At 40.4% G+C, this 20981-nt stretch carries 23 protein-coding genes; 9 read left to right on the top strand and 14 right to left on the bottom strand.

Going from position 1 to position 20981, the window contains the following annotated elements; all coding sequences use genetic code 11:
- Positions 1–55: 55 nt before the first annotated feature.
- A complete protein-coding gene (gene mgrA, locus V5804_RS09580; protein WP_369591170.1) occupies positions 56–1051 on the top strand; it encodes an L-glyceraldehyde 3-phosphate reductase in 996 nt (331 codons plus the stop codon).
- A gap of 69 nt (positions 1052–1120) precedes the next feature.
- On the opposite strand, the gene V5804_RS09575 is transcribed toward mgrA, so the two are convergent.
- The 12 genes from V5804_RS09575 to V5804_RS09520 all read right to left on the bottom strand — a co-directional run bounded on the left by V5804_RS09575 (position 1121) and on the right by V5804_RS09520 (position 11933).
- Positions 1121–1678 (bottom strand): helix-turn-helix domain-containing protein, encoded by a 558-nt coding sequence (locus tag V5804_RS09575; RefSeq protein ID WP_369591169.1) that lies wholly within the window; start codon positions 1676–1678, stop codon positions 1121–1123.
- 10 nt (positions 1679–1688) lie between these two features.
- Positions 1689–2030 carry a type II toxin-antitoxin system HigB family toxin gene (locus V5804_RS09570; protein WP_369591168.1) on the bottom strand — a complete coding sequence of 114 codons (342 nt, stop codon included), beginning with the start codon at positions 2028–2030 and terminating at the stop codon, positions 1689–1691.
- Between the two features lie 74 nt (positions 2031–2104).
- Positions 2105–2731, bottom strand: a complete 627-nt coding sequence (locus V5804_RS09565; protein ID WP_369591167.1) for a hypothetical protein — start codon at positions 2729–2731, stop codon at positions 2105–2107.
- Between the two features lie 130 nt (positions 2732–2861).
- Entirely contained in the window at positions 2862–4994 is a 2133-nt protein-coding gene (gene pnp / locus V5804_RS09560) for a polyribonucleotide nucleotidyltransferase (protein ID WP_369591166.1), read from the bottom strand.
- 124 nt (positions 4995–5118) lie between these two features.
- Positions 5119–5397, bottom strand: a complete 279-nt coding sequence (gene rpsO, locus V5804_RS09555; protein WP_369591165.1) for a 30S ribosomal protein S15 — start codon at positions 5395–5397, stop codon at positions 5119–5121.
- Positions 5398–5627: 230 nt separating this feature from the next.
- Positions 5628–7154: a S41 family peptidase gene (locus V5804_RS09550; protein ID WP_369591164.1), complete on the bottom strand. Its 1527-nt coding sequence runs from the start codon at positions 7152–7154 to the stop codon at positions 5628–5630.
- Between the two features lie 74 nt (positions 7155–7228).
- Positions 7229–7846, bottom strand: a complete 618-nt coding sequence (locus V5804_RS09545; RefSeq protein ID WP_369591163.1) for an HAD family hydrolase — start codon at positions 7844–7846, stop codon at positions 7229–7231.
- Complete coding sequence (locus V5804_RS09540) at positions 7843–8628, bottom strand: hypothetical protein (RefSeq protein ID WP_369591162.1); 786 nt, start codon at positions 8626–8628, stop codon at positions 7843–7845. Before V5804_RS09540 ends, V5804_RS09545 begins: the two co-directional genes overlap by 4 nt.
- Positions 8625–9278 (bottom strand): ABC transporter ATP-binding protein, encoded by a 654-nt coding sequence (locus V5804_RS09535; protein WP_369591161.1) that lies wholly within the window; start codon positions 9276–9278, stop codon positions 8625–8627. The genes V5804_RS09540 and V5804_RS09535 overlap by 4 nt, the downstream gene beginning before the upstream one ends.
- Positions 9279–9326: 48 nt before the next feature.
- Positions 9327–10214, bottom strand: coding sequence for a dienelactone hydrolase family protein (locus V5804_RS09530; RefSeq protein WP_369591160.1), 888 nt, complete (start codon positions 10212–10214; stop codon positions 9327–9329).
- Positions 10215–10277: 63 nt separating this feature from the next.
- The gene (locus V5804_RS09525) at positions 10278–11342 is read right to left on the bottom strand and encodes a YhcG family protein (protein ID WP_369591159.1); all 1065 of its coding nucleotides are present in this window, start codon (positions 11340–11342) and stop codon (positions 10278–10280) included.
- A 252-nt stretch (positions 11343–11594) separates the two neighbouring features.
- Complete coding sequence (locus V5804_RS09520; RefSeq protein WP_369591158.1) at positions 11595–11933, bottom strand: winged helix-turn-helix transcriptional regulator; 339 nt, start codon at positions 11931–11933, stop codon at positions 11595–11597.
- A gap of 92 nt (positions 11934–12025) precedes the next feature.
- Between V5804_RS09520 and V5804_RS09515 the strand changes: the two genes are divergently transcribed.
- A complete protein-coding gene (locus V5804_RS09515) occupies positions 12026–12775 on the top strand; it encodes an SDR family oxidoreductase (protein ID WP_369591157.1) in 750 nt (249 codons plus the stop codon).
- A gap of 220 nt (positions 12776–12995) precedes the next feature.
- On the opposite strand, the gene V5804_RS09510 is transcribed toward V5804_RS09515, so the two are convergent.
- Both V5804_RS09510 and V5804_RS09505 read right to left on the bottom strand, forming a co-directional pair.
- Positions 12996–13214 (bottom strand): helix-turn-helix domain-containing protein, encoded by a 219-nt coding sequence (locus tag V5804_RS09510; protein WP_369591178.1) that lies wholly within the window; start codon positions 13212–13214, stop codon positions 12996–12998.
- A gap of 2 nt (positions 13215–13216) precedes the next feature.
- Positions 13217–13834, bottom strand: a complete 618-nt coding sequence (locus tag V5804_RS09505) for a DUF2975 domain-containing protein (RefSeq protein ID WP_369591156.1) — start codon at positions 13832–13834, stop codon at positions 13217–13219.
- Between the two features lie 229 nt (positions 13835–14063).
- Between V5804_RS09505 and sucC the strand changes: the two genes are divergently transcribed.
- From sucC to V5804_RS09470, 7 genes are all read left to right on the top strand, one after another.
- Positions 14064–15254: an ADP-forming succinate--CoA ligase subunit beta gene (sucC, locus tag V5804_RS09500; RefSeq protein ID WP_369591155.1), complete on the top strand. Its 1191-nt coding sequence runs from the start codon at positions 14064–14066 to the stop codon at positions 15252–15254.
- 297 nt (positions 15255–15551) lie between these two features.
- Positions 15552–16172: an L-threonylcarbamoyladenylate synthase gene (locus tag V5804_RS09495; protein ID WP_369591154.1), complete on the top strand. Its 621-nt coding sequence runs from the start codon at positions 15552–15554 to the stop codon at positions 16170–16172.
- Between the two features lie 57 nt (positions 16173–16229).
- The gene (locus tag V5804_RS09490; protein ID WP_369591153.1) at positions 16230–16523 is read left to right on the top strand and encodes a hypothetical protein; all 294 of its coding nucleotides are present in this window, start codon (positions 16230–16232) and stop codon (positions 16521–16523) included.
- Between the two features lie 217 nt (positions 16524–16740).
- On the top strand, positions 16741–18363 hold the full coding sequence (locus V5804_RS09485; RefSeq protein ID WP_299287559.1) for a CTP synthase: 1623 nt from the start codon (positions 16741–16743) through the stop codon (positions 18361–18363).
- 19 nt (positions 18364–18382) lie between these two features.
- Positions 18383–20218: a membrane protein insertase YidC gene (gene yidC / locus V5804_RS09480; protein ID WP_369591152.1), complete on the top strand. Its 1836-nt coding sequence runs from the start codon at positions 18383–18385 to the stop codon at positions 20216–20218.
- 125 nt (positions 20219–20343) lie between these two features.
- A complete protein-coding gene (locus V5804_RS09475; protein WP_369591151.1) occupies positions 20344–20574 on the top strand; it encodes a hypothetical protein in 231 nt (76 codons plus the stop codon).
- Between the two features lie 6 nt (positions 20575–20580).
- Complete coding sequence (locus V5804_RS09470; protein WP_369591150.1) at positions 20581–20802, top strand: hypothetical protein; 222 nt, start codon at positions 20581–20583, stop codon at positions 20800–20802.
- Positions 20803–20981: the final 179 nt, after the last annotated feature.

The raw sequence follows: 20981 nt of genomic DNA, 5'->3' as shown, positions 1-20981 counted from the left end.
TTGGGCAAATCATAGTTTACGCTACATTTATCAAATAAAACCAAATAAAACAATTATGACTTATACAGCCAGTTCTTCCCGTTATCAAAATATGGAATACCGCCGCTGCGGCAAAAGCGGCATCAAATTACCGGCAGTTTCGCTGGGGCTTTGGCACAACTTCGGCGATGTGGACGTAATGGAAAACTTCCGCAATACGCTTAAAACTGCTTTTGACCATGGCGTTACACATTTTGATTTGGCCAATAATTACGGCCCGCCAGCCGGTTCTGCCGAAGAAAACTTTGGACGTATTTTGCACGAAGATTTTAAAAGCTACCGCGATGAATTGATCATTTCTACCAAAGCGGGTTATTATATGTGGGAAGGCCCGTACGGCGAATGGGGCTCAAAAAAGTACTTGGTTTCGAGTTTAGACCAGAGTTTGAAACGCATGAAGCTGGATTATGTAGATATTTTCTACTCGCACCGCCCCGATCCGGAAACGCCTTTGGAAGAAACGATGGCCGCTTTGGATTTGATTGTGCGCCAGGGAAAAGCTTTGTATGTCGGCATTTCCAATTATCGCCCGAAAGAAGCTGCCGAAGCAATTAAAATATTGAAGGATTTAGGAACGCCCTGCCTTATCCATCAGCCAAAATATTCGATGTTTGAGCGTTGGGTAGAAACAGAAGGTTTGCTGGATTTGCTGGAAAAAGAAGGCGTTGGCTGCATCCCGTTTTCGCCATTGGCGCAAGGCTTGTTAACCGATAAATATTTAAAAGGCATTCCCGAAGATTCGCGGATTGCCAAAGGCGTTGGCTTTTTAACAGAAAACAATTTGACGGAAGAAAGGCTGAACCAAATTCAACAATTAAACGATATTGCCCAGCAGCGCGGCCAATCTTTGGCACAAATGGCATTGGCCTGGATTTTAAAAGACCCGCGCATTACTTCCGTTTTGATTGGCGCCAGCAAACCGGAACAATTGAAAGATTCGTTGCAATGTTTGGACAATACTTCTTTTAGCCAGGAAGAATTGAAATTGATTGACGGGATTTTGGGTCAATGATTTTAGGGTGGTAAAAGAAGTATCGGCAGGAATTAGAGTTGCATAAATTCTAATTTTTGCCGTTTCTGTTTAGTTTGAAAACAAACTTTCTGCTTTGGATATCAACTTTGGATTTTTGATTTTTAAAATCGTATCAGAGATCCTTACTTGTACTTGCTTTGGAATTATCGTTGGAATCAAACACTCAAGTTCAATGTTTAAAATAGAATGAATAACAATTAAATCATTCAAAGTAAAAGGATTGATTCCATTGATTAATTCGGAAACATAAGTCGCACTTGTATGGCCTAAAATAAAGCCTAAATCTTTTTGTGTTAGTCCAAATTCCTTCAGTTTAGCTTTGATTAGATTTTTTCGGTTTGTTAAAAAAACACATTCATCTTCTGCTATTTGTGCAGCGCGTTCGCTTTCCTCAACTTTTCTGTCCGTTATTTCCGCAGTAGCCCAACGCTTATCCTCGTAATTTTTAAGTAAAGCACGAAGCTGTTTCCGCTCTTCATTCAATTCAGGAAACTCTTTTACCAGCAACCTCAGTTTTCGGTCAATAACAGAAGCCCGTTCAAACTCAATTTCGCTGGTTAAAATTTCTTTTTTTAATATTTTCTTTAAACTTACTTGTAAATCCATTTTATTAAAATCAAATCCAACCTTTGCTGCTTAACCACTTTTTTATCGTTGCTTTATTATTTTTGAAAATAGAATTGTATTCGTCGTGTGTTCCACACCAAACCACTGTTGCCTCTCCTTCTGCATCAAATTCAATTAAAATCAAAGTTCGATGAATGTGTATATCAAAGAAATAAAAACCATTATTGTGCACTTCATCTGCATCAGGCCTGTCTTTGATGATCGTTGTTTTTGATTTCCAATCTTTTTGCTCAATTGTAGCAACCAACTCATCAATGGCAGCACAAAGCAAAGTATTACCTTTATTTTTATGCTTAACCTTAATTAAAATTTGCTTTCCGGTAAGCCTCATTTTCTAAACAAAGTTAATAATAAATTCGGTTTTAATCCGAACAAATATTATTTTTAAAATAGCTAATGCTTCTTTTATCGCCCATTTTTCGGTTTTGGGTTTAGGCCGAGAGCAGCACCAACATAGAAAAAATTTTCTTCATTGACCATTTTCACTCCAAGTTGTGGTTTGGCAAAAACAATACCGTGAAAGCCAAGTTTTGGCGAAAGAAACAAACCTTTGCTAAGCTGACGCCTTCCAAAATTAACTTCTATACGTGGACCGCTTGCATCACCTGCATAACCATATTTTGAGTCATTTATATTGATCTCGGCATTGACGTCTATATAAATATTCTCGTAACCTCCGGCACTGGCCTGCTGTTTGCCGTAGATTACACTATTCACTTTGTCAATGATACTAAAAAGATAGATTGTAAATCCGCCACCTAAAACCAATACATTTAAGTTTGGGTTTCCGTAACGACCAGAAGCGGAACTGTAACCTGCAACTGCATTTAATGATAACAGTTTGAACAAAGCAAATTCCCTTCGCAAACCAATGCTGCCATAAGTTGCAAAATTGCTTCGGGTTTGCTTATCGCCAACTCCAATCCTCGGGATAATGCTCCAGACAGAACGATAAGCCTTGTACGAGAGCGTATCCTGTGCAAAGGATGAAGTAGCAAAAGTTAAAAGCAGAAAAGTAAAAAGTGTTTTCATAAGCTTTGATTGATTTGAACTTGGGTAAGATAGAAGTTTAACTTTAACTTATCGCTCCAATTAAAATTTCACCCACAAAAAAAGCTCCTCGTTTCCGAAGAGCTTTTCCTAATCAAATATTAAAAATCGCTTACTGTGCAGCTTCCGGTTTTGGTGGGCGCGGCATTAAAGCTTTACGTGATAATTTCAGTTTGCCTTGTTTATCAATTTCCAGCAATTTCACTTTTACCATTTCGCCAACTTCAAAAATTCCGTCCATTGTTTCGTAACGTTTCCAATCAATTTCCGAAATATGTAGCAAACCATCTTTTCCTGGCATAATTTCTATGAAAGCACCAAAAGGCATAATCGTTTTTATTTTGCCTTCGTAAACTTCGCCAACTTCGGGTTTGGCAACAATGTTGCGGATGCGCGAAACGGCAGCATCAATGGCAGCTTTGTTATCGGCAAAAATTTCGATAATGCCTTTGTTGTCCACTTCTTCAATGGCAATGGTGGCACCGGTTTCGCGTTGCATTTCCTGGATGATTTTACCGCCGGGCCCAATCACCGCTCCGATAAATTCTTTATCAATCGTCATGCTCACAATACGCGGCGCATGTGGTTTGTAATCTTCGCGAGGCGCAGCAATCGTTTTCTTCATCTCGTTTAAGATGTGCAAACGGCCTTCTTTCGCCTGGTCCAAAGCTTTAATCAACACTTCGTTGGACAGACCGTTGATCTTCAAATCCATCTGGCAGGCCACAATACCTTTTTCGGTTCCGGTAACTTTAAAATCCATATCGCCCAAATGGTCTTCATCGCCTAAAATATCAGAAAGGATAGCGTATTTGCCTGTTTTTTCGTCGGTAATCAAACCCATCGCAATCCCGGAAACCGGTGAAGTGATTTTGATACCGGCATCCATCAAAGCCAAAGTTCCGGCACAAACCGTTGCCATGGAAGATGAACCGTTAGATTCTAGAATATCAGAAACCACGCGGATGGTGTAAGGGTTTTGATCGGAACCTGGCAAAACTTTCTTTAAAGAACGCATCGCCAAGTTACCATGGCCAATTTCACGACGGCCAGCGCCACGGTTTGGCTTTACTTCGCCGGTAGAAAAACCCGGAAAGTTGTAGTGCAACAGGAATTTGCTGTACCCGTTGATGAACGCGCCATCAATCATTTGCTCGTCGGTTTTTGAACCTAAAGTAACCGAAGTTAACGATTGCGTTTCGCCGCGGGTAAAAACAGCAGAACCGTGAGCGGCAGGCAGATAACCAACTTCGCTCCAAATTGGGCGGATTTGTGTAGTTGCGCGGCCATCCAAACGTTTGCCTTCGTTCAAAACCAAATTACGAACAGCATCATATTGCACATCGTGAAAGTATTTTTTAGCCAAAGAAACATCGATTGGATCAGCACCTTCGCCTAAAGCTGCAATGTACGCGTCGCGGATTTTTTTGAAGTTTTCGCCTCTTTCATCCTTGCCGGAAGCAGCAGCGGCAACGGCATAAACCTGATCGTAAGTAGCAGCAAAAACAGCATCCCTTAATTCCGGGTTGTTGTTTTCGTGGCTGTAAACACGTTTTTCAGTTTTGCCAACTTCCTTTGCCAGTTCAACTTGTGCGGCAACTTGTACTTTAATGGCTTCGTGTGCAAAAGCAATGGCTTCCACCATTTCGGTTTCGGCAATTTCGTTGGCCTCGCCTTCTACCATCACAATATCCGAAGCAGAACCCGCAACCATAAACTCTAAAGTTGCTTTTTCCAGTTCGTTTACGGTTGGGTTAATAACTAATTTGCCTTCAATTTTTGCCACGCGCACTTCAGAAATTGGCCCGTTGAAAGGAATATCCGAAACAGCAATGGCAGCCGAAGCAGCCAGGCCGGCCAGGCAATCCGGCATGATGTTTTTATCGGCAGAAATCAAGCTGATCATCACTTGTGTATCAGCATGATAATCTTCGGGGAATAAAGGGCGCAAAGCACGGTCAACCAAACGCGAGATCAAAACCTCATAGTCTGACAAACGTGCCTCGCGGCGCAAAAACCCGCCCGGAATCCGTCCGGTTGCCGCATATTTTTCCTGATAATCCACCGAAAGCGGCAGAAAATCAACACCTTCTTTGGCTTCTTTGGAAGATACTACCGTTGCCAGCAACATCGTATCGCCCATTTTTACCACCACCGAGCCATCGGCCTGTTTGGCCAGTTTTCCCGTTTCGATCTCTACGATGCGGCCATCGCCCAGATCAATTGTTTTTTTAATTACGTTCATTTTGTTGTTGTATCGGTCCGTTTTTCATCTTTAGAACGAACCTGTTTTTATATAGATTTTACTTTTTATAAATTAAAAAAGCCATCTCCAAACGGGATGGCTTTTTGGAGGAAATTACTCCGGGTTATTTTATAATATCCCTTAGTTCCAGTGTTTTAATAATGGCACGGTAACGGTTAATGTCCTTTTTAAACAAATAGCCTAACAAAGCCCGACGTTTACCAACCAGTTTCTGTAACGATAATTGGGTAGAAAAATCTTTTTTGTTTTTTTTCAAATGCCCGGTTAAATGGGCAATACGGGTTGTGAACAATGCTACCTGGCCTTCGGCAGAACCGGTATCGGCTGCACTTTGTCCGTGTTTTGCAAAAATCTCTGCTTTTGCTTCTTTACTTAAATACATTACCTGAATAATATTAAAGCGTAAATATTTGTGTGAATAATTGCGCGAAGATAAAAGAAATTAGTTTGTTATGCAAGTTGTGGCTGATGCTTCTTTTACCGGGTAAAATTTGCTTTGTCATTTCGACCCGAAGGGAGAAATTTTCTTCTAATAAAACAGGTTAAACTACTTTGAAGAAGATCTCTCCTATCGTCGAGATGACAGCACATGCTTCTTTTATCAACTAAAATTTAATGCATTTTAAATTTATTGCTGATCATGATATTCACATTGTGTTTAGAAAAATCATGGGAAATGCGGTTGATCTGGTCTTCGGTCAATTGTCTGCCGCTTCTTGTACTTAAGGTGGTTAAGGCCGGAGAAACAGAATACGTTCCTTTTATGGTATAATTGATGGCGCGGGCCAGCAATGCTTCGTTTACATCACCAAAATCATGGGTAACATCATCAGATGCCTGAACGCCCGGATAAGTGGCAGAACCCGGTGTCATCCCGGCATAATAACCGCCTTGGTTTGCCGAATTTTTGGATTCAAACTCTGGCGTGTAGTATTGATAGGCACCAATCGGGATCTGGAAAAAACCAACCGGTTTACCGTAAGTGGTTGTACCAATTAACTGCACATTCATTTCAGGGATCAAGTTGTTAATGGTCAACTCACTGGCAGAAGCCGTATTGCCGGTAACAATAAAAAATACGCGATTAATATTTAAACTTCCTTGCTTTGAGAATAATGCCTGATTGTTGACTGGTTTAAAATCTCCTGGATTAATTTTGTATTTTTTTGCAAGTAACGGGTACTTGTCATTTTGTAGTTTATCGTTAAAATACTCGGTATACATTACCGTGTTGGTTTTAGCCGGAGGCACTATTAAATTAGATAAATATTTTGCCGTTTCCACAGAACCGCCACCGTTGTAGCGCAAATCAACCACCAAATCGGTAACACCGGCAGCGGTAAAACTTGTAAACGCAGGTTCTAAATAAGCTTTTGCGTTCTTGTTTAAATCTGTAAAACTATTAAATACAATGTAACCCAATTTTTTCCCATTGCCCAAATCTAAAACTTTAGTTTTTAATACCGGGTTTACCGTATAATTTGCTGTGTTTAAAGTAACGTCAAAAGTAGTGTTGTCCGGCTTTTGCACCGTCATACTGATGGTTGGCGAATTGAAAAAAGCATTAATTAAAGCTTTATAATTAGTACTGGCGGTATCAGTATAAGTTAAAGAAGGAACACCTGTAATTTTAGTGATTTGGTAACCTCTAACCAAGCCGGCTTTATCAGCCGGAGAACCCGGGTAAACGTATTTTATACGCAAATCTGTTGTTGTGTTGTAAATCGGACTAAATCCATAATCACCATTCGTTCCGCCTAAAGAAGTGGCAACCTGGCCCTGATCAATAAAAGAATATTTAGCCGTACCCGGATATAGATTATCATACTCATAAGGCTTTCCTGTTGTTGGATTGGTGCTGTATTGTGAAAGTGCATCAATCTCACTTTGCAAAGCAGCCTGGTCTGTTTTACCAGTAAAATGGCGCGGGTTAAAAGCGGTATAAGTTGGCAAAGTACTGTACCACAAATTATCTTCCTGCGTAAACAGGTAAACCGAATCTTTAATATGGTCCAGCGGTGTGCCCGTAGTCGGGATAACCGAAACAGGTATAGGCGTAATTGGCGTTGTTTTTTTACAAGCCGTAAAAGTTGCAGCCATTGCCAGGCTGAGGGTTAAGTAAATAAAATATTTCTTCATGCGTGGAGTTTTTACTTTGTCCTAATATACGTGTAATCAGCAAATTAAATATAAACTAATAAAAAAAAGTTTGCTTATTTGATAAAATCAAACAAATTGGCGTAATCTATGCCTGCTGCCTGCGCGCAAAGTTCATCGGCCGTATCGTTTCCAACCATTATCAAGTCCCGGCGCTGCAACTGGTGTTTGGCCAAAATCTGGTGCAAGGCGTCCGGCTCCGGTTTTGGCTTGGTTTCCTCCGCAAAATAACACGTTAAATAAGGTTCCAGCCCGTTCCAGTCCACCTGTTTTATTTTATTCAGTTGCTGCTGCGGGTTACCGTTGGTGAGAATGAAAATCTGCTTGCGGTCAACCACAATTTGCTGCAGCAGTTCGAGCATTTGCTGGTAAAGCAGCAGTTTTAAAGGCAAACGAGCGGTCATCAGCAACCGGTCAAAGTTTTCTTTGTATTTCGGCTCCAAAGAAAATGCTGTTTTTACCGCATCAAAAACCGCGCTTTCGCCATTTTTCTGATAAGCTTCGATCATACAGCCAATCATTTCCTTGCTTTTCCATTGCTCGGTATGCTCCACAAAAGCCGCAAATAAATAATAAACCTGGAACAAATAATCCTGCGCCGGAAAAAGCACATTGTCCAATTCAAACACAAAAGCTTTTTTATGAGGGTCGAGGTCGGCGTATCGAAATATCATATTACCGAAAACGGTTTCAGGCCAAAAAGGTGCTGCTTTTCCTGAAAATTAAATTCAAAAATCCCGTTTAAATTGAGTTGTTCCGAAACCTGGTTCAACAGCTTTTCTTCGTCTGCGGAAGCATTCCAGGCCGACACCAATTTTTTATCGGTAAAAACAGCATAGCAAGTTTTGAATGTTGGTTGATGGAATTTACGAAGCAAAAGCATTTCGTTTGGAAACAGCTTCATCGCTTTGATAAACGGAATCACGGGTTTTCCTTGAAAAGCCGTTTTGGTTTTGGCAAGATGATCGTCCATCAACCAAAGCAATCCCGGGTTTTCTGCGGAGGAAATGGCCAAAGTTTCGGTTGGATAACCCAAAATCAGGCAAGCTTTCGAAAAAGTTTCTGCGGAATCGGAAGTTTGAAAAGGAACGGTTTGGATTCCTGCTTCCTGTAAACTTTCCAGCAGCGATGCTTCTTTTAGCAGGTGTTTTTTGCTGATCAGGTCTGGTAGATTTAGTTTGATGTTAAACTCTTCAAACAATTCCACCGCTTCGGCCAGCAGTTCCTGTTCGGCGGCAGCCATGGCAAAAACACTTTCGATTTGATTATCTAAACAAATATTTAACAATTGATGGATAAAATCCGGCTGCGAAACCTTCGGCAGCAACAACTGCTGCGACACTGAAATTTGTGCGGTAAAAGAAGCATCGCCATAAATAAAACTGGCAGGCGGCAACCATTTCTCCAGAAAATAAACACTTGGATGATGGCCGCAAGTGATGAGCGTTTTCGTCATGCCTCGATCAAACCGTCTTTCATCACCACTTTGCGGTCGCTCATTTCGGCCAAATCCTCGTTGTGCGTTACGATGATAAAGGTTTGTTTAAACTGGTCGCGCAGCGAAAAAAACAACTGGTGCAGTTCTTTAGCGTTTTTGGAATCCAGGTTTCCCGAAGGCTCGTCGGCCAAAATCAACGCCGGACTGTTGATCAAAGCACGCGCCACGGCCACACGCTGCTGCTCGCCGCCCGAGAGCTGGTTGGGTTTATGCGTTTTCCGGTGACCGAGATTCAGCATTTCCAACAATTCCGAGGCGCGCGTTTCGGCTTCCGCTTTTGTTTTTCCGGCGATGTAGGCCGGAATGCAAATGTTTTCGATCGCATTAAATTCGGCCAGTAGATGATGAAACTGGAAGATAAAACCAATTTCTTTGTTGCGGAAAGCGCTCAACTGTTTCTGGTTCATCACGCTGGTATCCGCATCGTTCAGCATGATTTTTCCAGAATCCGGCTTGTCCAGCGTGCCGATAATATTCAACAACGAACTTTTCCCCGCACCTGAAGCGCCCACGATACTTACAATTTCCCCGGCGTTTACATCCAAATCCACCCCTTTTAATATCGGCAGCGTTCCGTAGGATTTTTTGATTGACCTTGCTTTCAGCATCTGGCAAAAATAGGGATTGGGATTTTAGTGGGCAATGTGGTGCAATACTTAATCGTACTTAATGGGTCCTCGAATTTGCGAAAACAGCCAGTCAAACAATCCTGGTTCGTTGTAAGACTTGTTTATAATATTGTGCCCCATTCCAAGGTATTCTGTGTATTTAGGTTCGCCGCCTTTTTTTCGCAAGGCGGCTATCATTAACCTCGAATATTTTACGTCGTTAATTTCATCCTTGTCACCATGAAAAGCCCAAATCGGAATACGACTAATTGTGCGTGCTTTTGCTGTATCAGAAACAGAACAAATTGGTATTGCAGCAGTAAATAGTTGAGGCCGACGGGTTAAGAAATCAAAAGTTCCCTCTCCTCCGCCAGAATAACCAGTTATGTAAATACGTTTTAAATCTATTGGCAACTTTTTCATCAGTTGATTCAATAACTCAAAAGTCCATTTAGCAGGAAATGTAGGTTCTGCTGTTGCCTGTAAACTATTAGGGAAATTTGGAAAGTGAACCCACAAACGTTTTGGCGGACATTGAGGAGCGAGAATAAAGCAAGCATATTTTGCTCTTCCTGCATCGTTAATCAAAGCATTTAGAATTGCACACAACTGCTTTTCGTTATCATTTCCGCGTTCGCCATCTCCGGCTAAAAAAACTACGATTGAGTATAGCTTCTTTTTATTGTAATTAGCTGTGTATAAAAGGCGGTAATGCATGCTATCACTACCAGAAATATAGATGTCTTTTTTAAATGTACTTAAAGTTTTTTTTCTGATGGAAAGGCTGTCATTCTTTATAACCGCATCAACTTTTTGCCCATAAACAAAGCATGTACAAGTTAATAAAACCAGTAGGAAAAAATGTTTCAGCTTCATTGTGATATTGGTAATGTTCCGTACGATTTTTTGATTGACCTTGCTTTCAGCATCTGGCAAAAATAGGGATATGGTTTGTAGGGTGCAATGTGGGGAAGATGGGTTTGAGAAGAAACTTTTACGTTATGTTTTAATGCTTCCTTTTAGCTGCTTTTCCTGCTCAACTATCTCAATTTCACGCCCTATTTCCGCTTGCAGCTCCTCTTCGGTAGGCAAATACATTTTATATTTTGATGCGAAAATTTGCTTATTATCATTTAACAAGCTGTATTTTGCTAAAGCCTTGTTCTTTTCTGTACAAAGGATCAGGCCAATAGTTGGATTATCGTTCTCCTGGCGTACCTGGTCTTCAAAATACCTTACATACATGTCCATTTGTCCTATATCCTGATGCGTTAATTTTCCTGTTTTTAAATCGATCAACAAAAAGCACTTTAAAATATAATTATAAAATACAAGGTCAACATAAAAATGTTCATGTTCTGCACTAATCCTGTGCTGCCTTCCTACAAAGCAGAAACCTTTTCCAAGCTCTAACAAAAACTCCTGTAACTTATCTATGATCGCTTGTTCCAATTCCCGTTCATAAAAGGCAGTATTAGACTTTAACCCTAAAAATTCCAACACGTACGGATCTTTAATGATGTCCTTTGCTTGAACTATTTCTTTCCTATTTTCAGCTTCCTGCTTCAGCAGCGGCTTGCTTTGCTGGCTGCTCATTTGCATCCTTTCGTAATAAAAGCTATTGATCTGCCTTTCCAATGTTCTTGTGCTCCAATTTCCTGCAATAGATTCTGTTACGTAAAATATTCTTGCGGCTTCTTTTTCTACTTTTAGCAATAACCGGTAATGTGTCCAGCTTAATTCGCCACGCAACGCGTGACTATTCCCAAAGAGGTTGAAAAACTGGCGCATGTATTTAAGGTTGGTTTCTGTAAAACCTTTTCCAAAATCAAAACTTAATTTTTCAGATAAATTCCGGATCAGTTCCTTACCGTATTCCGCTCTTTCTTTTCCGTTTTGTTCTTCTTCAACTATTAATTTCCCAATATGCCAGTAGGATTGCACCATTGTGATATTAGCAGAACGATAAACAGTCATTCTTGCTTCCTCTATAACCTGCTTAACATTTTTATAAAGGCTGATGATACCCGGTGCAGGAATAATAGCAGCTTCTTTTTTTATCATATAATTATTGCTAACGTTTCCACTTTACTATTTAAAAAAACAGGCTTACCGTTTCTGATTGTGCAACCTTGTTTAAACTTATTTTTTTGTGCTTTACACCGTTGCTTCTTTTACCACCTAAAAACTGGCATTGCCTGGTTTTTGATTTTTTCCGAGTCGGTACAGGCACCAATTTTGATGGGGTAAAAGAAGTATCAGCCTAAAAAGAGGGCCAGAAAAAAGTTTAAACAAATTTAAAGGTTTAAGCAATGTTTAAATAACTTTCCGGTGCTGCTTTCCCCAATTAATCATTTCTCCTAACAGCGGCCACAAAGTTCGGCAATAGTCGGTCAGTTCGTAATCAATGGTTACTGGTGTGCTGTTTTGAACTGTTCTGGATACCAGTTTGTTCATCTCCATTTCTTTCAATTCTTTGGATAGCATCCGGAAAGTAATGTTGGGTATGCTTTTGGCAATTTCGCGGTAACGCTTGTTTCCGTTTCTTAAAGAGATAATAATGAGCATTTTCCATTTGCCGCTGATGACATACATCGTGTCGTGAATGTATTTCATGTCCGGGCAAGCGTTGTCGTAATCACATGCTGTTTTCATTTTTAATTTGTTTTGGTACCGCTATACTTTGGTATACTGCACACAAATATATAGCATCTTGTAGATACCTTTGGCAAAAAAATAAAATATAAATGAAAAAGTTAGAAAACAAAGTAGCTGTTATCACGGGTGGTAACAGCGGCATCGGCTTGGCAACAGCCGTATTATTTGCACAACAAGGCGCCAAAGTAGCAATCACGGGGCGCAACCAAGCCACTTTAAAAAGTGCGGCCGAAACCATTGGCCAAGGTGCGATTGGTATCGTGAGCGATGTTTCCGATTTAAACAGTATTACGGCTGTATTTGAAGAAATAAGTGCAAAGCTTGGCAAAATTGACGTGCTGGTAGTGAACGCAGGTGTTTCTTCTGCAGCCCCGTTAGCTGATTTTACCGAGGAGCAATTTGACAATATTAGCGATATTAATTTTAAAGGCGTGTTCTTTACTGTGCAACGTGCGCTACCCTATTTGAATGACGGGGCTTCGATTGTCCTCACATCCAGTGCAATGAACGAAGTGGGTTATGGTACTTACGCTGCCTATTCGGCTACAAAAGCGGCGGTACGGTCTTTGGCCAGAAGTTTTTCACAAGAATTGCTGGAAAGACAAATCCGGGTAAACGTGTTGTCGCCCGGCGCTATTGATACGCCTTTTTTGGGAAGGAACGGTGGCTCAAAAGAAGAAATTGAAGGCGTAAAAGGCTATATCGCCAGCACAATCCCTTTAAAACGTTTAGGCACTTCAGAAGAAATTGCGGAAGGTTTTCTGTATTTGGCATCTGATGCTTCTAAATATATGGTAGGTTCGGAACTGGTGCTTGATGGCGGTGTAAAAACGTTGTAATATTTCAATTGGTAAACCGGCCGGACTTTGATTAGTCCGGCCAGTTTTTTTGAGATTGATACTGTTTCTTAGAAAGTCTCAAAAGTTTCAGATGCTTCTTTTACCACTAAAAAATTGGTGTTATACTTTTTGTTTCAATAAAAACCAAAGAAGCTTAATGGTTTTTATGGCATAAAAGAAGCATTATTAATATACCGAACAAAATTTAAACAAATTCGAATTAAGATTCAATTTTCTCACTTTGATATTCAAGTATATCTCCAGGCTGGCAATTAAGAACTTCACATATTGCTTCCAAAGTACTAAACCTTATAGCTTTTGCTTTCCCTTGTTTTAATATTGACAAGTTGGACAATGTAATATTTACCCGTTCAGATAATACATTCAAAGACATTTTACGCTTTGCCATCATCACATCAAGGTTTACTATTATTCCCATCATTATATCGTTAATTGTTTTTCTTCTTCCAAAGAAATACCTTTTCTAAAAACACCTTCAACAACAAATAAAGCAATACCAACTAATAGATAGCTTACATTAAAATCGTATGCCAATTCAAGATGTGTAAATCTTAAATTTGATTTTAGAATTTGATTTACAACGACAACAAACAACCCTTGAACAAATGAGTAACTTATCAATACAACCGCAATGTTTCTTATCCTCAACATATTAAATTCATTAAAAGGTACGTTTTGCTTGAAGTTCTCAAAAATCCTTTTCAATTGATAAGTTATAATGACAATGGTAGAAAAGATCAGACCATAACCAATCAATAACATGGTGATATTTTGCCAATTGGCAGGCACATGTATTGATAAAGTCCCATCAGTTGTATTGAGAATCCCCATAGGAAAATCTTTTTTGATTGGGTAAAGTTGTCTTATAGTAACAGGGGAATAGTTAATTGGAACTTGTAAGGTAAATCCTTTTCTGATTTGTGCCGCTATAATTCCGAGAAAAATACAGGCAATTGCACCGACCCATTCTAACCACCATAGAACATTAATAACCACAGACAAAACCCCAGACAATGATTTGTTTCCTAATATTTTCATGATATAAAGTTAAATCCAAAAGTAATAACTTTTACCGATAATCAATAAATAATTATTATTTTTTAATTTATTTCTATAGATACATATAAAACCATTCGTTATGGATTTAAAGAAGTTTTAATTATTATACTGAAAAAAATCATCAAATCATGATCCCTTCTACCCCAAAATAATTTTCCATTTTTAATTTTGACCCTAAAGTGTAGCTTTACCACAAATTCTTATCAAAATGAACATTCACGAATATCAGGGCAAAGCGATACTGAAAAGCTACGGGGTTAGGGTTCAGGAAGGCATTCTTGCCGAAAACGTTGAACAGGCCGTGGAAGCAGCTAAAAAATTAAAGGAAGAATATGGTTCTGACTGGGTTGTTGTGAAAGCACAAATCCATGCCGGCGGACGTGGCAAAGGCGGCGGTGTTAAAGTTGCCAAAAACCTGGACGATGTTCGGGAAAAAGCTGGTGCCATACTGGGGATGCAACTGATTACTAAGCAAACCGGGCCGGAAGGCAAAAAGGTGAACAAGGTTTTGATTGCGCAGGATGTTTATTATCCAGGCCCATCGGAAACCAAAGAGTTTTATATGAGCGTGCTGATGGACCGTGCAAAAGGCCGCAACGTGATTATTTATTCGACCGAAGGCGGAATGGATATTGAAGAAGTGGCAGAAAAAACACCGGAAGAAATCCACACCGAAGAGATTGACCCGAAAGTTGGTTTGCAAGGTTTCCAGGCACGAAAAATTGCGTTCAATCTGGGTTTGTCTGGCGATGCTTTTAAAGATATGGTGAAATTTATTACCGCATTGTACAAAGCTTACGATGCCACCGATTCTTCGCAGTTTGAAATTAACCCGGTTTTAAAAACTTCCGACAATAAAATTCTGGCGGTTGATGCCAAGGTAACTTTGGACGATAATGCTTTGTACCGCCATCCTGATTTTGCTGCAATGCGCGATACGGCCGAAGAAGACCCGATGGAAGTGGAAGCCAGCGAATCGAACCTGAACTATGTAAAACTGGACGGAAACGTAGGTTGCATGGTAAACGGCGCCGGTTTGGCAATGGCCACAATGGACATCATCAAAATTGCCGGCGGCGAACCTGCCAACTTTTTGGATGTCGGCGGAACGGCGAATGCACAAACGGTAAAAGCTGCGTTTGGTATCATCTTAAAAGACCCGAACGTAAAAGCTATTTTGATCAATATTTTTGGCGGGATTGTACGATGCGACCGTGTGGCCCAAGGTGTAATTGATGCTTACAAAGAAATGGGCGATATCCCGGTTCCGATCATTGTGCGTTTGCAGGGAACGAATGCGGTTGAAGCTAAAAAACTGATTGACGAATCCGGTTTAAAAGTTTTCTCCGCGATCTTGTTGAAAGAAGCTGCAGACCGGGTGAAAGAAGTTTTGGCTTAGTTTTAAATTAAAATCATAATCAAAGGCTGTCTGTAAAAGATGGCCTTTTTTTGTGGATGCTGTTTTTATCGGGCAAAAATTGGTGTAGAAAATAAACTCATCCCCCTTGCCCCCTTCGAAGGGGGAATGCAATTGGCTACCTTTCCGATCTCTATCTATCAATTTTAAATTTATGGTTTAGAAAGATTTCCGCCCTGGTCCTCTTCCCCCTTTGAAGGGGGTTAGGGGGATGACCTGAAATTTAGGCGGTAAAAGAAGCATCAAACTTTTTCCTGCCAAAACAATTATTACAACATTATGCTCCTGAAAATCTATCCCGAAAACCCGAACGAAAAAGCCATTGCCCAAGTGGTGGAAGTATTAAAAAAAGGCGGACTGGTGATCTATCCAACCGATACAGTTTATGGTTTGGGCTGCGATATAACCAACCATCACGCGATTGAAGCCATTTGCCAGTTGCGGAAAATGAACTGCAGCAAAGCAAACCTGTCGTTCATTTGCTACGACCTCAGCCACATTTCCGATTACATCAAACCTATTGACAATACTGTTTTTAGGGTGCTAAAAAAAGCATTGCCCGGCCCGTTCACGTTTATTTTTAATGCCAGTAATCTGGTGCCGAAGCTCATTAGTTCCAACAAAAAAACGGTTGGGATCAGGATTCCCGATAATAACATTCCCCGCGAAATTGTGAAAGTTTTGGGCAACCCGATCTTAACCACTTCGATCAAAGATGACGACGACATTTTGGAATATTCTACCGACCCGGAACTGATCTACGAGAAATACAAGGATTTGGTGGATATTGTAATTGACGGCGGCTACGGCGACAACATTCCTTCCACCGTGGTTGATTGTACGACCGGCAGCTTTGATATTATCCGTGAAGGAAAAGGAGATTTGGCACTTTATCTTTAAACTGTAAAATTTTAGCACGGTTTTTTCTATACAGAAAATGTATTAATCCTGTTACGTATGAAAAATCTATTTTCCGTTGCCAAAACTGCCGTCATTTGCTTTCTCCTGTACAAATCGTTGTTCTATGCTTTCCTGTTTTTAGTTTCGGGCATGTGGATTATTACTGTTTTACTGCTCATACTGTTTGGTTATCTGTTCAGTAGCCTATTTAAAGAAGTTGTAAAATTAAACCAGCTTTACAAAAGTTTTAAACAATTCAAAAGTTACAAACATTTTGCCTGGCGCGAGAAATTGCCGAGGTTGCAGGTGCGTACCAAGATCAGCAAACAATATTCTTCTGAAACTGCCTGAAAACCAGTTTAACTTCCTTCAATAATTTCTTTGATACTGTTTTTACCGGTACTTTTTTAGGCAGGTAAAAACAGTATTTGCTTTTGATCTTGGTTCGATTTCGATCATAAGTTAGGCTTTCCTCATCGCCATCCCGAAAAAAATCTTACTTTTGCACCCCGTACAAAAGGTTTATTGTTGCAGATAAATGCAGTGGATAAGCCCTTCAAGCTAAAGCATGACTAAGTATATTTTTGTTACGGGCGGCGTTACCTCTTCGTTGGGTAAAGGCATTATTTCGGCTTCTCTGGCCAAATTGTTACAGGCCCGCGGTTATCGGGTAACTATCCAAAAATTCGATCCTTATATCAACATTGATCCCGGAACGATGAACCCGTACGAACACGGCGAATGCTACGTTACGGAAGACGGCGCCGAAACCGACTTGGATTTAGGCCATTACGAACGTTTTTTAAACACGCCAACTTCTCAAGCCAACAACATTACCACGGGAAGGATTTATCAGAACGTCATCAACCGCGAACGCGAAGGTGCTTTTTTGGGGAAAACAGTGCAGGTTGTGCCGCATATTACGGACGAGATCAAACGTAATTTTAAGATTTTGGGCGAAAGCGGTAATTACGATATTGTGATCACCGAAATTGGCGGAACGGTTGGCGATATCGAATCATTGCCTTTTGTGGAAGCCGTTCGTCAGTTCCGTTGGGAAACCGGTTCTGGAAATTCTTTGGTAATCCACTTAACTTTAGTGCCGTATTTGGCTGCCGCCGGCGAATTGAAAACCAAACCAACGCAGCATTCGGTAAAAATGTTGCTGGAATATGGCATTCAGCCGGATATTTTAGTTTGCCGCACCGAGCATCACCTCAACAACGAACTGCGCAAAAAAATAGCTTTGTTTTGCAATGTCAATATCAACGCGGTAATTGAATCCATTGATGCTTCGACCATTTACGATGTGCCTTTGCTGATGCTGAAAGAGCAGTTGGACAAAACGGTTTTATCGAAACTAAAATTGCCGCAAAACAAAGAACCGGATTTGGAAAGCTGGAAGGATTTTTTGGGAAGATTGAAAAACCCGACAGGCGAAATCCGAATTGGTTTGGTTGGGAAATATGTGGAACTGCCGGACGCTTATAAATCCATCACCGAAGCTTTTATCCATGCCGGGGCAAAAAACGAATGCAAAGTCCATGTCAAATACATCCAGTCTGAAAGTTTAACGCCGGAAAATGCGGCCGAAAAAATGCGTGGTTTGCATGGTGTTTTGGTTGCCCCGGGATTTGGACAACGCGGTATTGAAGGTAAAATTGAAGCGATCCGTTACGTTCGAGAAAATGAAATCCCGTTTTTTGGGATTTGTTTGGGGATGCAATGCGCAGTGATTGAGTTTGGAAGGAATGTATTGAAAATCCAAAACGCCAACAGCAGCGAAATGGACGAAAACACGCCCGAACCCGTAATCTCGATGATGGCCGAACAAAAAAGCATCACCACCAAAGGCGGAACGATGCGTTTGGGTGCTTACCCGTGCGACATCCGCAAAAACACCAAAGCCGCTTTTGTTTACGGAAAAACACATATCAAAGAACGGCACCGCCACCGTTACGAGTTTAACAATGCGTATTTAAAACAGTATGAAGACGGCGGCCTAGTTCCGTCGGGCATCAACCCGGAAAACGGTTTGGTAGAAATTGTAGAATTAAAAAACCATCCTTTTTTCATCGGTTCGCAATTTCATCCCGAATTAAAATCAACAGTTGCTAATCCGCATCCGCTTTTTGTTAACTTTGTGGCCGCTTCTATGGCTTACGCCAAAAAGAAGAATTTAGCTATATAATAGGTTACGTTAAAAAAGAATGGATAGAAATACATTTACAGGATTGTTCCTGATCCTGCTTATCCTGGTCGGTTCCACATTTTTGCTCAAGCCCTCGCAGGAACAAGTTAAAAAAGAACAGTTGCACCAGGATTCCCTTAAAGCAATTAAAGAAGGCAAAATCAAAGCGCCAACCGCCAATGCTTCTTTTACCCCACAAAAATCAGCCACTGCCGATTCTGCTGCAATAAAAGGTGCCGGAAACAAGGCTGCCGCGCCGCAACTGGTTACTTTAGAAAACAAAGAATTAAAAGTTACTTTATCAACACAAGGCGGCCGGATTGTTTCTGTTCAGCTTAAAAACGAAAAAACGTTTGATAAAAAACCGTTGATATTGTTTAGCCCGGAGCAATCCAAGTTTGGTTTAACGCTGACTTCGGCCGGGAAACAAGTGCAAACCAACGATCTGATCTTTACGCCAAGTGCGCCTTCTTTAACCGTTACCGGGAAAGATTCCAGTTCGCTGACCATGCATCTGGCTTATGCGGCCAACCAATCCATTGATTACGTTTATACTTTGAAAGGCGATGGTTATAAAGTTGGCTACAACTTAGTTTTGAACAACATGAACGGCGTGGTCAACGCGCAAAACAACCAGCTTACTTTGAATTGGGCAGCCAGTTTGCACAAACAGGAACGCGACATGAAAATGGAGCGCACTTACTCTACCGTTTATTTGGAAGATACGGAAGGAAATGTCAATGATTTGAGCCTGACCAAAGACGAAGAAAAGAACTTTGCCGATAAAAAAATCCAATGGGTTTCTTTTAAGCAGCGTTTTTTCTCGAACGTGTTGATTGCAAAAGATGGTTTTACCAGTGCCGATGTGAGTGTTGCTACCGATGTAAATTCCAACGATGTGAAGCAAATGTCGGCTAAAATGCAGTTGCCGTTTTCGGGCGCTAATACAGCCACTTATCCGATGGAATTCTACTTCGGCCCAAACCAGTTTGATTTATTAAAGGCGCAAGGTTATCATTTGGAACGCCAGATTGATTTGGGTTGGGGGCCATTGAAATATATCAATCGTTTTGCCGTACTGCCGGTATTTGATTTCCTGAAAAACTTCAATTGGAATTATGGACTGATCATTTTGGTGTTAACGATTTTACTGAAAGTGGTTTTGTTCCCGCTTACCTACAAATCATACCTTTCGATGGCCAAAATGCGGGTTTTGAAGCCGGAAATGGACGAAATTAAAGGTAAAGTTGGTGAAGACAACCCAACATTATTGCAGCAGGAATACATGAAGCTGTACAAAAAAGCAGGTGTAAACCCGTTGGGCGGCTGTTTGCCTTTGGTCATCCAAATGCCGATCATCCTGGCTTTCTTCCGCTTTTTCCCGAATTTATTTGAACTGCGCGGACAAAGCTTTTTGTGGATGCACGATCTTTCCACATACGATTCGGTGATCAATTTCCCGATGATCCCGTTTTTGAATTGGGACCACATCAGTTTGATGTGTTTGCTGATGACGATTTCGACCTTGATCCAAACGTATTTTAACAACCAAACTTCTGGTGCAACCGGACAAATGAAATACATCGGTTACATTACACCGCTGATTTTCTTTGGTGTTTTGAATAGCTATCCGGCCGGTTTAAATTATTACTACTTCTGCGCCAACATTTTAACGTTCTCCCAACAATATTTTATCCGGTTGATGGTAGACGATAAAAAGATCCACGCCCAGATCCAGGAAAACAAAAAGAAACCTGAAGACCCGAACAAAAAGAAATCGGGCTTTACCGCAAAAATGGAAGAAATGATGCGCCAGCAAAGGCAAACACCAGCCATTCAAACCAAAAAGAAATAACACTGATTTTTAGGTGGTAAAAAGAGCATCGGGACTTGGGTTTCGGTGCTTTTTTTGGTTTTAGTTTAACTAAAGGTTAATTTTACAACTAATTTTAGTAGTTTGCCAAACAAACAACTAAAAGAATGACGCCGGAAGGAATTAAAGAAGAAATCAAACTAAACACAGAAATCCTTAAATTCCTGCTGATTGTACTTTTGGCCACGTGTGGCGGTATGGTTACTGTGTATAATATCGAAAAGCGAAACCATGTTCAACAAATTTTATTAGATTTAGGTTGGGTTTTTGCACCTTTATTACTAACAGGTATTTTAGCACACTTTTTGTATATTTACTCTCTATTAAAGAAACTATAAGTAATTATGGAAACTATACAGCGTTTCGGCCCTTGGGTTACTTTGATTGTTGGGGTTTCCGTAGTTTTATTTTTCTGCGGATTTTATGTCGTAAAATTTTATCAAGTTTACCGAGAGCAGCGTTCGTCTGCTAAAAATTCAAAAGTATCCTCTGAACTAACTGCTCAACGTCAAAAAATCAAAGCTGACATCCTTTCTGATTTAGAAAAGAAATTGGAAGCTTTGTAAAAAAATCTTTAGCAATTGATGAAAAGTTAGAATCATTGTGATGAAGTTGTTTAAACTTATTTAGAGGGTAAAACAAGGTTCCCAATAAAAGCTGATTTTTGTGGTGCAAATCATAAAAGGTCAGATCAAGATTGGGAACCGTGGATAAAGGTACGATAGGGGAATTAATTTTGCCACAT

This window comes from Mucilaginibacter sp. (assembly GCF_041088075.1).
Lineage (GTDB): Bacteria > Bacteroidota > Bacteroidia > Sphingobacteriales > Sphingobacteriaceae > Mucilaginibacter_A.
Note: the sequence above shows the minus strand (reverse complement) of the source record. Positions and strands in the feature narration are given on the sequence as shown.